Origin of the sequence: Rhodoblastus acidophilus (assembly GCF_900187365.1) — a bacterium.
GTDB lineage: Bacteria > Pseudomonadota > Alphaproteobacteria > Rhizobiales > Beijerinckiaceae > Rhodoblastus > Rhodoblastus acidophilus.
Map to the genome: position 1 here is coordinate 337,617 of NZ_FYDG01000003.1, position 12,730 is coordinate 350,346.

The following is a 12,730-nucleotide window of genomic DNA, read 5'->3' on the forward strand; positions in this document are numbered from 1 at the left end:
TTTTCATCAACCGATCATCACGATATGCAGCCGGCGTGGTCCATGCGCGCCGCGCGCCAGCACGCCTTCGATATCGGTGGTGCCGGACGCGCCAGTGATGAAATTGACATTGCGCGGCTGCGGCTGGCCCTGTTCCTGCGCGGCGTAATCCTCGAAACGCGCGACGATCGCCCGCGCCTCCAGCGCGACAATGTGGTGCAGCGGCATAAAGCCATAGAGCGTCGGCGCCTCCGGCCCGGAATGGAACAGCAGCGATCCCGTCTCGGCTATGCCGCCGCGCGCCGCGCCCACCGCCATCATCGTGTCGGACGTGAGCGGCGCGGCGCGAATCTCCGACCAATCCAGCGCCAGCAGGCGGGAATCGGGTTGCAGCGCGGCCTCCTTCGCCAGACCATGCGTCTCGGCGTAACGCGCGACCGCCTCCGGCAAATTGCTCCAGTCCGCCGCGCGCTCGACGCTGGCGCCGACCTTCTCCGCCGTGACGCGGGCGATGAAATTCTCGACGAGATCGGAAAATTCCAGCGGCGGCAGGCAGTCCTGCATCGCCCGCGCCAGATCGCGCGCCTGCGCCGCGATCGCCGCCTCGGAATGGCTTTGCGGCCGCAGACGGCGCAGGGCGGAGAAAATATCGTGGCGCGCGCTCATGCCTGTTCTCCCGACTCGATCTGCGCCAGAAACGTCTTCTTGGCCGGCGTCGGGAAATCGCGGCTTTGCGTCCAACCCGGCGTGAAGGGCAGGGCGGCGATCCAGCCGTCTTTGCCGCGCCGCCGCAGCAGCGGCAGGGCCAGCGCCAGCGCCGCCCGGTAGAGCCGGGGTTTGCTGGCGACCAAAGCCCACAGCGCCAGCCCGCGCCGCAGCGCCGGCGACTCAAAACCCTGGCGGAAGCTTTTGGCGCGCCAGTCGCGCAGCAGGGTGGGCAGCGGGATGTCCACCGGGCAGACCTGCTTGCACATCCCGTTGAGCGTGCAGGCGTGCGGCAGGTCGCGCGACGGCTCCAGTCCGTCGAATATCGGAGTCAGCGCCGCGCCCATCGGGCCGGGATAGGCGCCGCCATAAGCGTGGCCGCCGATCTTGCGATAGACCACGCAATGGTTGAGGCAGGCCCCGCAGCGCACGCAGCGCAGCATGTCCGGCATCTCCTCCAGCATTTGCGTGCGGCCGTGGTCCACCAGCACGATGTGGAATTCCTCGGGGCCGTCGCGGTCGCCCGCGCGCTTCGGCCCGCAATGAAACGTGGTGTATTGCGTGAGATCGGCGCCGGTGGCCGAGCGCACCAGCAGCCGCGTCAATTGCAGCGCGTGTTCGGTCGTCGCCACGATCTTTTCGATGCCGGCGGTGACGATATGCACGCGCGGCGGCGTGGTGGTCAGCTCGGCGTTGCCTTCGTTGGTGATGGTGCAGATCGCGCCGGTCTCGGCCACCAGGAAATTCGCGCCGGATATACCCACTTCCGCGCCGAAAAAATCGTCGCGCAATTCGTGGCGCGCGGAGGCCACCATGGCCTCGACCTCGGTCAGCAGCAAATGGTCGCGGTGGTGCTGCTGGAACAGTTTGGAGACATCCTCGCGGGTGCGATGCGCCGCCGGCCAGATGATGTGCGACGGCGTTTCGCCCGCGAGCTGGATAATGTGCTCGGCGAGATCGGTCTCGACGCGGCGAATGCCCGCTTCCGCCAGCGCGTCGGGCAGGCCGATCTCCTCGCCCAGCATGCTTTTCGAACGCGTCGCGGTCTTCGCCTTGGCTTGCCGGCAGATGTCGATGACGGCGGCGCAGGCTTCCTTGGCGTCGCGCGCCCAGTGAATTTTCGCGCCGCTCGCCAAGGCGTTGCGCTCGAATTGTTCGAGATAATGCGGGAAATGCGCCAGCGCGTGATCCTTGATCGCGGCGGCGGCGGCGCGCGCCCGGTCGAAGTCCGGCCATGCCGCCACGGCGGCGGCGCGCTTGACCCGCGCATTGCCGGTGGTGCGGTCGAGCGCGGTCTTCAGCGTCTTGTCGCCCAGCGCTTTTCGCGCCCGGTCTTTAAAAGTCCCAAGCGCCGTCGTCATGGCTTCTCCTCGCCAATCGCGTGGAGCGCGCGGCCCGCCAGCAGCTCGGCGGCGTGGAAGACGCGGGTGGAGGCGCCGGCGCGACGCAGTTTGCCCGCCATGTTGAGCAGGCAGCCGAGATCGCCGCCCAGCAGCAGGTCGGCGCCGGTCGCCACGATATTCTCGGCCTTTTCCGTGACGATGGCGTCGGAGATTTCCGAATATTTCACGCAGAACGTGCCGCCGAAGCCGCAACACGTCTCCTCGCCCTCCATCGGCCGCATCTCCAGCCCTTCGATGGCGGCGAGCAGGGCGCGCGGCTGCGCCTTGACCCCGAGTTCGCGCAGGCCGGAGCAGGTGTCGTGATAGGTCGCGCTGGCCTTGCAGGACACGCCGCGGGGCCGGAAGCCGCGCACGTCGGCGAGGAAGCTCAGCAGCTCGAACGTCTTGGCGCCAAGACGTTCCGCGCGCTCGCGCATGGCGGGATCGGCGTGGAAAAGTTCGGGATAATGCACGCGGATCATCGCGGCGCAGGAGCCCGAAGGCGCGACCAGATAGTCGAAATCCTCGAAGATCTCGATCACCTGCCGCGCCAGTCGCTTGGCTGACGCGTCGTCGCCGCTGTTGTAGGCGGGCTGACCGCAGCAGGTCTGCGCCTTGGGGACCTCAACGTCGCAGCCCGCCGCGCGCAAAAGCTCCAGCGCCGAAAAACCGATGTTCGGCCGCAGCATGTCCACGAGACAGGTGGCGAATAGCCCGACCTTGGGGGGCGCCTGACGCGCCCCGCCTGAATTGGCGTTTTCTTCCATCGTATGACCGCCCTGATTTTTCCGCGCGTTGACGCGCGGCCGGCCTCTTTCATTGTTGCCTAACGCGAATATTACTTGTGGTCAACTAATTTGACCAGAGGTCAGGACGCGACGAATTCCGAGCGGCCCATCCGGCGCAGCGCGCGGGCGACGCGGGTCTGCTCCTCGCGGATGGCGCGCAGCGTTTCCGCCGTCGCCACCATATGGCGCGAGGCGGCCTCGCCCGCCGCCGCAGGATCGCGCGCCAGCACGGCCTCGCCAATGTCGAGGTGCTGTTTCAGCAAATCCTCGCGCGCGCCGGGATGGGTGTAAAGCTGATGCCGATTGTAGAACACGCCATGGCGCAGCATGTCGGAAAAAGCGCGCATGATGTGCAGCATCACGAGATTGTGCGAGCCCTCGTAGATCAGCATGTGCAGGTCGGCGTCGGCCTCGGCCTCGTCGGTGGGATCGTCCTTGGCGTGGGCTGTCCGCATCTTGTCGAGGCAGGCTTTTAGCGCCTCGCGTTCCGGCTCGGTGGCTCGAACCGCCGCCAGTCGCGCCGCCTCGCCCTCCACCAGGCCGCGATATTCCAGATAATCCAGCAACGCCTGCTCGTTGGCCTGCATCATGGCCGCGAGCGGCTCGGTCAGCGGCGCCATGAACTGGGTGACGCAGGTGCCGGTGCGATTGGTCTCGATCAGTCCGCGTCTTTGCAATTTTTCAAGCGCCTCGCGCAGCGACGGGCGCGACACTTCGAGTTTCTCGGCCAGTTCGCGCTCGGCCGCCAGCCGTTCGCCGGGGCGCAGCGCGCCTTCCAGGATCAGCTGCTCCAGATGGTCGGCGATCGCGTCGGAAAGTTTGAGATTGCGGACAGGTTCCATGGCCGGGCGCGCTCGAAATGACATTTGCCCGGCAAGCTTACCACTGACCAAAACATCAGTCCAAGGAACTATTGCCAAACCGTGACCGATCCAATAATCGAGAATGGTCAATTAAACATACCAGCTATGCGCGTGGTCAATAGCTGCGCGTCTCCGTCAGGGGAGGAAACATGTTCGCTCAACTGCTCACGCCCGTGGGCGACAGCCTCGCGCTGTCCTTCGCCGCGGCGACGTTGCCGGTCGTCGTGGTGCTCGTCATGCTCGGCCTGTTGCGCCGTCCGGCCTGGCAGGCCGCCGGCCTCGGTCTGGCCGTCGGCCTCGCGCTGGCGATCTACGCCTGGAAGGTTCCCGCCCAACTGGCGGTCGATTCCGTGCTGAACGGCGTGGTGTTCGCGCTGTGGCCGGTGATGTGGATCGTGGTCAACGCGCTGCTGCTCTACAATGTCGCGGTCAAGTCCGGGCGCTTCGACGCCTTCCGCGCCTGGGTGATCGAGCATCTGCCCAACGACCGCCGCATCGTGCTGATCGTGATTGGCTTCTGCTTCGGCGCGCTGCTCGAAGGCGTGTCGGGCTTCGGCACCCCCGTCGCCATCACCTCGTCGCTGCTGATCCTGGTCGGCTTCCCGCCGCTGGAGGCGCTGGTTTACGTGTTGATCTTCAACACGGCGCCGGTCGCTTTCGGCGCGCTGGGCGTGCCGGTGACCGTGCTCGGCGCCGTGACGGGCCTGCCGGCCGCGCCGCTCGGCGCCATGATCGGCCGCCAGTTGCCCGTTCTCGCGCTGATCCTGCCGTTCTATGTCATGGCGGCTTACGGCGGCTGGCGCTCGGTCAAGGCGCTGTGGCCGGTGCTGCTGGTCTCCGGCGGCTGTTTCGCCTTTTCGCAATTCGTCGCCTCGAACTGGCTCGATTATTCGCTGACCGACGTGCTGGCCTCGCTCGGCTCGCTCGGCGGCACGCTGCTGTTCCTGATGGTGTGGAAGCCCCGGCCCGACCCGGAATTCGCCATTTCCCAGGAGGCGTTCGAGGCCGAAAAACACGCCGACCGCGTGCCGGACGTCGCGCTGTGGCAGGGCTGGCTGCCCTGGCTGATCGTGTCGGGCGTGGTGATCGCCTGGACGCATTTCGGCGTCGCCAGCATCGGCCAGAGCAAGATCGAATGGCCCGGCCTGCACAACGCCATCTCGATCACGCTCTACAACGCCAAGCCCTATGCCGCCGTCTGGGCCTTCCAGCCGCTCGGCACCGGCACCGCCATTCTGCTGGCCACGATCATCACCGCGCTGATCGTGAAACTGTCGCCCGCCGACTTTTTCCGCTGTATCGGCGCCACCGCCAAGCAGAGCTGGATCGCGGCGATCACCGTCACCTTCATCATCGGCCTCGCCTATCTGATGAACTATTCCGGCATGGCGTACACGCTCGGCCATGGCGTCGCCTCGACCGGCAAGCTGTTCGTGCTGCTGTCGCCCTTCCTGGGCTGGGTCGCGGTGATGCTGTCCGGCTCCGACACTTCGGGCAACGCCTTGTTTGGCAATTTGCAGGTGGTCGCCGCCCGGCAGCTCGACCTCAACCCGGTGCTGTTCGCCGCCGCCAATTCTTCGGGCGGCGTGATGGGCAAGATGATCTCGCCGCAGAACATCGTCACGGGATGCACGGTCACCGGCCTGACCAACAAGGAGGGCCTGGTGTTCTCGCGCACCTTCGGCCATTCCATCGTGCTGACGCTGGCGTTGAGCGCGCTGGTGGCGTTCCAGCAATTCGTCATCCCCTGGGTGATTCCGGTGGTTAAGTAAAAAGACCAGTCACGGAGGGCCTTGCGGCCCTCCGCGCATTTCATTAGCCCATCGTCAGGATGACGCCCCGCGCCCCCGACCGGGCCGACAGGGCGCCGAAAATTTCGCCAAGCTTTCAGGAGATGCGGCCATGCCGCCCGTCGATTACGCCGCGCTGACGCGCGATCTCGCCGCCGTGGTTCCTCCCGCGCGCATCCATACCGATCCGCTGCGCGCTTTGGCCTATGGAACCGACGCCAGCTTCTACCGCGTGACGCCGAAAATCGTCGCGGTCGCGGAAAGCGAGGCGGAAGTTTCGGCGCTGATCGCCGCCTGCCGCAGCGCCGGCGCGCCGGTCACGTTCCGCGCCGCCGGCACGTCGCTGTCGGGGCAGGCGGTCACCGACAGCGTGCTGGTCGTGCTCGGCGAGGGGTTTTGCGGTTTCGCCTATGACGAGACCGAACAGGTCGTCCGGCTCGGCCCGGCGTTGGTCGGCGGCGAGGCCAATCGGCGGCTGCTGCCGTTCCAGCGCAAGATCGGCCCCGATCCCGCCTCGATCGCCACCGCCAAGATCGGCGGCATCGCCGCCAACAACGCTTCGGGCATGTGTTGCGGCGTGGGCCAGAATTCTTACCACACGCTGGCCGGGCTGCGGGTGATGCTGCCCGACGGCGCGGTGCTCGATACGTCCGACGCCAAGACGATGGCGACGTTCCGCGCCACCCACAAGAAACTGCTCGACGGGCTGGCCGCGCTCTCGGCGGAAATCCGCGCCGATGCGGCGCTCACCGCGCGCATCGCGGAAAAATACCGCCGCAAGAACACCACCGGCTATGCGATCAACGCCTTGATCGACTTTTCCGACCCGGTGGACATGCTCACCCATCTGATGATCGGGTCGGAAGGCACGCTCGGCTTTCTGTCGCGCGTCGATTACCGCACCGTGCCGGACTATGCCGACAAGGCCTCGGCCTTTGTCGTGTTCGAGGATCTGGAAAAAGCCTGCCGGGCGGTGACGGCGCTGAAGGCCACGCCGGTCGAGGCGGTGGAGCTGCTCGACCGCGCCGCGCTGGAAAGCGTCAAGACGAAGAAGGGCATGCCGGTCAATGTCGACGCGCTCGGTCCCGACGCCGCCGCGCTACTGATCGAGGCGCGGGCGCCCGACGCCCATGATCTGCGGGCGAAGATCAGCGCCATTGTCGCGGCCATCGACGCCGCCGACACGCTCAATGGCGTGGCGTTCAGCCACGACCCCGCCGAAACCGCGCGCTACTGGGACATGCGCAAGGGCACGTTCCCGGCGGTGGGCGGCAAGCGGCCGGCGGGAACCACGGTCATCATCGAGGATGTGGCCTTTCCGGTCGAGCGGCTGGCGGAAGCCACCATGGACCTGCGCGCGCTGATGGACGCGCATGGTTATAGGGAGGCCATCGTCTTCGGCCATGCGCTCGAAGGCAATTTGCATTTCGTCTTCGCGCAGGGCTTCGACACGCCCGCCGAGGTCCAGCGTTACGCCGGCTTCATGGAGGCGGTGGCGGAGTTGGTGGTCGGCAAATATGACGGCTCGCTCAAGGCCGAGCACGGCACCGGCCGCAACATGGCGCCGTTCGTTGAGCGCGAATGGGGCAGGGCGGCGACCGACGTGATGCGCCGGGTGAAAAAGCTGCTCGACCCGGAAAACCTGTTCAATCCCGGCGTCGTGCTCAATGACGATTCCGAGATCCATCTGAAAAATCTCAAGCCGATGCCGGCGGTGACGCCCCTGATCGACGCCTGCATCGAATGCGGCTTCTGCGAGCCGCAATGCCCGTCGAAGGGGCTGACCCTGTCGCCGCGCCAGCGCATCGCCTCCTCGCGCGAAATGCGGCGGCTGCGCTGCGACAGCCCCAACGCCCCAGAATTGGCGGCGATGGAGCGAGACTATCTCTACGCCGGCGACACGACTTGCGCCGCCTGTTCGCTATGCTCGACCGTGTGCCCGCTGGATATCGACGTCGGCCGCTACACCCGCAGTCTGCGCGCGGAGCGGCGCGGTCCCGTCGCAAAGACGATCGCGGCGGCGGCGGCGCAGCATTTCGGCGTGGTGACGACACTCGCCCGCGCCGGACTGGCCGTCGGCGCGGCCGCCGAGGCCGTGGTGGGGACGGCGGCGCTCAAAGCCGTTTCGGGCGCCGCCAACAAGGTTTTGGGCACGCCGCAATGGTCGGCGGCCATGCCGCGCCGCGCCCGTCCCGCGCCCGCGCTGGAGACTGGCGAGGGCATCCCCGCGCTGTTCTTTGAAAGCTGCGCCAGCCGCACCATGGGGCCGGCCAAGGGCGACGAGTCCGAGCCGCTGGCGAGTGTGGCGGCGCGCGTGTTCGCCCGCGCCGGCTATCGGATGATCGTCCCGGAGGAGGGCGACGACCTGTGCTGCGGCCAGTCGTTCGACACCAAGGGGTTTCCCGAGGCCGCCAACGCCAAGGCGCGCGAACTGGCGGAGCGCCTGTCCCACGGCGGCGCGCCTGTCCCCGTGGTGTTCGACGCCTCGCCCTGCGCCGCGCGCATGAAGGCGTTTTCCGGGCCGCAATTCCAGCCGATGGATCTGGTGGAGTTTTTACGCGGAAAGATCGCGCCGAACTTGACCTTCGTCCGGGTCAAGGACCCCATCGCCGTCCACGCCACCTGCACGCTGCGCAAGGCGGGCCTCGCCCCGGCGCTGCTGGAGCTGGCGGGTCTGTGCGCCGAGCAGGTCGTCGTCCCGCCCGGCGTCACCTGCTGCGGCTTCGCCGGCGACAAGGGGTTTTATACGCCGGAGCTGAACGACCACGCGCTGCGGCATTTGCCCGAGGCGCTGCCGGACGCCTGTCACGACGGCTATTCCAGCAACCGCACCTGCGAAATCGGGCTGTCGAGCCATTCCGGCCGGCGCTATCGCTCGATCCTGCATCTGGTGGACGAGGCGTCGCGTTAACGCTTGCGTCCCGGGTGTTTCCAGGGCTGGCGCGGGCCATCGTCGGACGTCGGCGCCAGAATGTGGTCGAAGCCGCCGTCGGGCCGGAACAGGCAGCGCAGGTCTTTCACGCCGTCCAAGCCGTTGTCGGCCTTGGCGTCGATCGCGCCGCCGCCACGCCATCGGCTTCCGCCTGGCCCGCCTGGCCCGCCTCGTCGCCGAACGTGTCGCCAGTGCGGATGCGATCTCGTCGCGGTTCTTCATCGACACAAGCGACCGTCCGGTCCGGCAATGCTGCGGGTGAGCCGACTCACGCGCCGATGATCTTGATCAGCGCCCTCTTGCGGCGGCCGCCGTCGAATTCGCCGTAGAAAATCTGCTCCCACGGCCCGAAGTCGAGCTTGCCGTCGGTGATGGCGACCACGACCTCGCGGCCCATCACCTGCCGCTTCATATGGGCGTCGGCATTGTCCTCGCCGGTCCGGTTGTGGCGGTAGCCCGCCACCGGTTCGTGCGGCGCCAGCTTCTCCAGCCAGACGTCATAATCATGGTGCAGGCCGCTCTCGTCGTCGTTGATGAACACGCTGGCGGTGATGTGCATGGCGTTGACGAGGCACAGCCCCTCGCGCACGCCCGATTCGCGCAGCGCCGACTCAACCTGCGGGGTGATATTGACGAATCCCCGGCGTCCCGGCACTTCGAACCAGAGTTCCTTGCGATAGGATTTCATCTTTTTTAATCCCTGCCTGATAAGCGCGCTCTCGCCTGACGCTGCGCGACGCCGCCAGAATAACCGTGCGCGCATCGGCGGCAAGGGCAGGGAACCCGCCGGTTTCGCGGCGTCGAACAATGCGCGTCAAAACCGGCCTTTCCCCCGAATTTCCGCGTCTTTTCCCCAAAAAACCATTGACGTTTACGACTCTCGCGCTTATGAACGGCCCACTCAGACAGGCCGTAGCCCAGCATGTCTCTGGCGCCGCGCTGGAGACCCAGGCGGTCTAAACGCTGTCGACCAGCTATTCGACTGTAGAGTCAATCGGCCCCGCAAAGCCTTTCAAAGTCTTTGTAAGTGGTCGTCCATCGACAAGACCGGCGTGTATCCTGCGTTGGTCCTCTGTCTTGGAAAGCGCCGGAGGCCAGACCATGGTCGAAGGCGCTTATACGTTTCGCTATTGGCTATCGGCCGGTCGCGGGGCGGGGCGGAGCGAAAGCTTCGTTCGGTTCAACAATTCAACAATTTCGTCCGGAAAGGCGAAGGATGCCCACTATTTCCCAGTTGATCCGCAAACCGCGGCAACCGAAAACCTATCGCGAAAAGGCCCGCCATCTGCAGGCTTCGCCGCAGAAGCGCGGCGTTTGCACCCGCGTTTACACCACTACGCCGAAGAAGCCGAACTCGGCGCTCCGCAAGGTGGCCAAGGTTCGCCTGACCAACGGTTTCGAGGTCATTGGTTATATTCCGGGTGAAGGCCATAACCTTCAGGAGCACTCGGTTGTCATGATCCGCGGCGGCCGCGTCAAGGATTTGCCGGGCGTGCGCTACCACATCCTGCGCGGCGTTCTCGACACCCAGGGCGTCAAGGACCGCAAGCAACGTCGTTCGAAGTACGGCGCGAAGCGTCCGAAGTAAGATCAGGAGCCGATATGTCTCGTCGTCACAGCGCCGAAAAGCGCGAAGTCATCCCGGACGCCAAGTTCGGCGACATTATCGTCGCCAAGTTCATGAACTCGATCATGTACGACGGCAAGAAGTCCGCCGCCGAACAGATCGTCTATGGCGCCTTCGACATTATCGAAAACAAGGCCAAGGTCGAGCCGCTCGGCGTCTTCAAGCAGGCGCTTGAAAACGTCGCTCCGGCCATCGAGGTCCGTTCCCGCCGCGTCGGCGGCGCGACCTACCAGGTTCCGGTCGAAGTCCGCACCGAGCGCCGCCAGGCTCTCGCCATTCGTTGGCTGATCACCGCCGCGCGCGGCCGCAACGACAAGACCATGATCGAGCGCCTGTCGGCCGAATTGCTCGACGCCTCGAACAACCGCGGCGCCGCGGTGAAGAAGCGCGAAGACACGCACCGTATGGCGGAAGCCAACCGCGCCTTCTCGCATTACCGCTGGTAAGCCAAGTTAGGGATCTCGACCATGCCGCGCAGTCATCCGATCGAAGACTACCGTAACTTCGGCATCATGGCCCACATTGATGCGGGCAAGACCACGACGACCGAACGTATTCTTTACTACTCCGGAAAGTCGCACAAGATCGGCGAAGTCCATGAGGGCGCCGCCACCATGGACTGGATGGAGCAGGAGCAGGAACGCGGGATCACGATCACCTCGGCTGCGACCACCACCTTCTGGAACGGCAAGCGCCTGAACATCATCGACACCCCCGGGCACGTCGACTTCACCATCGAAGTCGAGCGCTCGCTGCGCGTGCTCGACGGCGCTGTCTGCGTGCTTGACGGCAACCAGGGCGTGGAGCCGCAGACGGAAACAGTCTGGCGGCAGGCCGACAAATACGCCGTTCCGCGCATCTGCTTCGTCAACAAGATGGACAAGATCGGCGCCGATTTCTACAAATGCGTCGATGACATCAAGACCCGCGTCGGCGGCCGTCCGGTTTGCGTTCAGTTGCCGATTGGCTCTGAGTCGAACTTCAAGGGCGTGATCGATCTGGTTCGCATGAAGGCGGTGGTTTGGGACAATGAAGGTCTCGGCGCCAAATATCATGACGAAGAGATTCCGGACGACCTCAAGGACAAGGCGGTCGAGTATCGCCAGCAGCTGATCGAAGCCGCCGTCGAAATGGACGACGACGTGATGTCTGCCTATCTCGACGGGCAGGAGCCCGACGAGGAGACGCTGCACCGTCTGATCCGCATCGCCGTGCGCAAGATCGCCTTCCATCCCGTGTTCTGCGGCTCCGCCTTCAAGAACAAGGGCGTTCAGCCCCTGCTCGACGCGGTGGTTCACTACCTGCCGTCGCCGGTGGATCGCGAAGCGATCAAGGGCGTCGACATGGACACTGGCGAGGAAATGGTCCGCAATCCCGTGGATTCCGACCCGTTCTCCCTGCTTGCCTTCAAGATCATGGACGACAAGTTCGTCGGCACCATCACCTTCTGCCGCGTCTATTCCGGCAAGGTGGAGTCCGGCACCACCGTCCTGAACTCGACCAAGGACAAGAAAGAGCGCGTCGGCCGCATGCTTCTCATGCACGCCAACGATCGTGAGGACGTCAAGGAGGCTTACGCCGGCGACATCGTCGCTTTGGCCGGCCTCAAGGACACCCGCACCGGCGACACGCTGTGCGATCCGCTGAAGCCCGTCATTCTCGAGCGCATGGAATTCCCCGATCCGGTCATCGAGATCGCGATCGAGCCGAAGTCCAAGGCCGACCAGGAGAAGCTCGGCATCGCCCTGCAGAAGCTGGCCGCCGAGGATCCGTCCTTCCGCGTGTCGACCGATCAGGAATCCGGCCAGACCATCCTCAAGGGCATGGGCGAACTCCATCTCGACATCAAGGTCGACATTCTCAAGCGCACCTATCTCGTCGACGCCAATATTGGCGCGCCGCAGGTGGCTTACCGCGAGAAGCTGACCAAGCGGGTCGAGATCGACTACACCCACAAGAAGCAGACCGGCGGTACGGGCCAGTTCGCCCGCGTCAAGATCATCTTCGAGCCGAATGAGCCGGGCGCCGGCAATTCGTTCGAAAGCCAGATCGTCGGCGGCGCGGTGCCGAAGGAATATATCCCCGGCGTCGACAAGGGCATCCAGTCTGTGATGGGCGCCGGCATCCTCGCGGGCTTCCCCGTGGTGGACGTCAAGGCCACTTTGATCGACGGCGCCTTCCATGACGTCGACTCCTCGGTGCTCGCCTTCGAAATCGCCTCGCGCGCCGCCATGCGCGAAGCGCTGCAGAAGGGCGGCTCCGCGCTGCTCGAGCCGATCATGAAGGTCGAAGTGGTGACCCCGGAAGACTATACCGGCTCCGTCATCGGCGACCTGAACTCGCGGCGCGGCCAGATCCAGGGCCAGGACATGCGCGGCAACGCCAATGTCATCAACGCCATGGTGCCGCTCGCCAACATGTTTGGCTACGTCAACCAGCTGCGGTCCTTCACCCAGGGGCGCGCCAATTTCACCATGCAATTCGACCACTATGAGCAGGTGCCGGCCAACGAGGCCGCTAAGGTTCAGGCGAAATACGCCTGAGGCATCTGACAACAGACAAGGAGATTGGCCATGGCCAAGGAAAAATTTACGCGTAGCAAGCCGCACTGCAACATCGGCACCATCGGTCACGTCGATCATGGCAAGACCTCGCTGACGGCGG

At 65.3% G+C, this 12,730-nt stretch carries 12 protein-coding genes; 6 read left to right on the forward strand and 6 right to left on the reverse strand.

Annotation, left to right across the window (positions count from 1 at the left end; translation table 11 throughout):
- Positions 1-6: 6 nt before the first annotated feature.
- The 4 genes from CFB24_RS09950 to CFB24_RS09965 form a co-directional block, all read right to left on the reverse strand.
- Positions 7-645 (reverse strand): LutC/YkgG family protein, encoded by a 639-nt coding sequence (locus CFB24_RS09950; protein WP_088520441.1) that lies wholly within the window; start codon positions 643-645, stop codon positions 7-9.
- A complete protein-coding gene (locus CFB24_RS09955) occupies positions 642-2,045 on the reverse strand; it encodes a lactate utilization protein B (protein WP_088520442.1) in 1,404 nt (467 codons plus the stop codon). The genes CFB24_RS09950 and CFB24_RS09955 overlap by 4 nt, the downstream gene beginning before the upstream one ends.
- The gene (locus CFB24_RS09960; RefSeq protein WP_088520443.1) at positions 2,042-2,833 is read right to left on the reverse strand and encodes a (Fe-S)-binding protein; all 792 of its coding nucleotides are present in this window, start codon (positions 2,831-2,833) and stop codon (positions 2,042-2,044) included. The genes CFB24_RS09955 and CFB24_RS09960 overlap by 4 nt, the downstream gene beginning before the upstream one ends.
- A gap of 101 nt (positions 2,834-2,934) precedes the next feature.
- Positions 2,935-3,696 carry an FCD domain-containing protein gene (locus tag CFB24_RS09965; RefSeq protein ID WP_088520444.1) on the reverse strand — a complete coding sequence of 254 codons (762 nt, stop codon included), beginning with the start codon at positions 3,694-3,696 and terminating at the stop codon, positions 2,935-2,937.
- A gap of 170 nt (positions 3,697-3,866) precedes the next feature.
- Between CFB24_RS09965 and CFB24_RS09970 the strand changes: the two genes are divergently transcribed.
- Positions 3,867-5,489, forward strand: a complete 1,623-nt coding sequence (locus tag CFB24_RS09970; RefSeq protein WP_088520445.1) for an L-lactate permease — start codon at positions 3,867-3,869, stop codon at positions 5,487-5,489.
- Positions 5,490-5,619: 130 nt separating this feature from the next.
- A complete protein-coding gene (locus tag CFB24_RS09975; protein ID WP_088520446.1) occupies positions 5,620-8,418 on the forward strand; it encodes an FAD-binding and (Fe-S)-binding domain-containing protein in 2,799 nt (932 codons plus the stop codon).
- Here CFB24_RS09975 and CFB24_RS23930 read toward each other — a convergent pair.
- Together CFB24_RS23930 and CFB24_RS09980 are read right to left on the reverse strand one after the other, a co-directional pair.
- Positions 8,415-8,537, reverse strand: a complete 123-nt coding sequence (locus CFB24_RS23930; RefSeq protein ID WP_275936883.1) for a hypothetical protein — start codon at positions 8,535-8,537, stop codon at positions 8,415-8,417. The genes CFB24_RS09975 and CFB24_RS23930 overlap by 4 nt on opposite strands.
- Before the next feature lie 170 nt (positions 8,538-8,707).
- Entirely contained in the window at positions 8,708-9,127 is a 420-nt protein-coding gene (locus tag CFB24_RS09980; RefSeq protein ID WP_088520447.1) for a secondary thiamine-phosphate synthase enzyme YjbQ, read from the reverse strand.
- A gap of 528 nt (positions 9,128-9,655) precedes the next feature.
- On the opposite strand from CFB24_RS09980, the gene rpsL reads away from it, so the two are divergent.
- From rpsL to CFB24_RS10000, 4 genes are all read left to right on the forward strand, one after another.
- A complete protein-coding gene (gene rpsL / locus CFB24_RS09985; protein ID WP_088520448.1) occupies positions 9,656-10,027 on the forward strand; it encodes a 30S ribosomal protein S12 in 372 nt (123 codons plus the stop codon).
- A gap of 14 nt (positions 10,028-10,041) precedes the next feature.
- The gene (rpsG, locus tag CFB24_RS09990) at positions 10,042-10,512 is read left to right on the forward strand and encodes a 30S ribosomal protein S7 (RefSeq protein ID WP_088520449.1); all 471 of its coding nucleotides are present in this window, start codon (positions 10,042-10,044) and stop codon (positions 10,510-10,512) included.
- A 21-nt stretch (positions 10,513-10,533) separates the two neighbouring features.
- Entirely contained in the window at positions 10,534-12,609 is a 2,076-nt protein-coding gene (gene fusA / locus CFB24_RS09995; protein WP_088520450.1) for an elongation factor G, read from the forward strand.
- Positions 12,610-12,639: 30 nt separating this feature from the next.
- On the forward strand, positions 12,640-12,730 hold a 91-nt coding region (locus tag CFB24_RS10000; RefSeq protein WP_245295401.1), incomplete at its 3' end, for a GTP-binding protein.

Excerpts from the sequence above, each read along its gene's own strand:
- rpsG (WP_088520449.1), top strand. The coding sequence starts at position 10,042 with ATGTCTCGTCGTCACAGCGCCGAAAAGCGCGAAGTCATCCCGGACGCC.
- fusA (WP_088520450.1), top strand. The coding sequence starts at position 10,534 with ATGCCGCGCAGTCATCCGATCGAAGACTACCGTAACTTCGGCATCATG.
- CFB24_RS09970 (WP_088520445.1), top strand. The coding sequence starts at position 3,867 with ATGTTCGCTCAACTGCTCACGCCCGTGGGCGACAGCCTCGCGCTGTCC.
- CFB24_RS09950 (WP_088520441.1), bottom strand. The coding sequence starts at position 645 with ATGAGCGCGCGCCACGATATTTTCTCCGCCCTGCGCCGTCTGCGGCCG.
- CFB24_RS09960 (WP_088520443.1), bottom strand. The coding sequence starts at position 2,833 with ATGGAAGAAAACGCCAATTCAGGCGGGGCGCGTCAGGCGCCCCCCAAG.
- CFB24_RS09955 (WP_088520442.1), bottom strand. The coding sequence starts at position 2,045 with ATGACGACGGCGCTTGGGACTTTTAAAGACCGGGCGCGAAAAGCGCTG.
- CFB24_RS09965 (WP_088520444.1), bottom strand. The coding sequence starts at position 3,696 with ATGGAACCTGTCCGCAATCTCAAACTTTCCGACGCGATCGCCGACCAT.
- CFB24_RS09975 (WP_088520446.1), top strand. The coding sequence starts at position 5,620 with ATGCCGCCCGTCGATTACGCCGCGCTGACGCGCGATCTCGCCGCCGTG.
- CFB24_RS09980 (WP_088520447.1), bottom strand. The coding sequence starts at position 9,127 with ATGAAATCCTATCGCAAGGAACTCTGGTTCGAAGTGCCGGGACGCCGG.
- rpsL (WP_088520448.1), top strand. The coding sequence starts at position 9,656 with ATGCCCACTATTTCCCAGTTGATCCGCAAACCGCGGCAACCGAAAACC.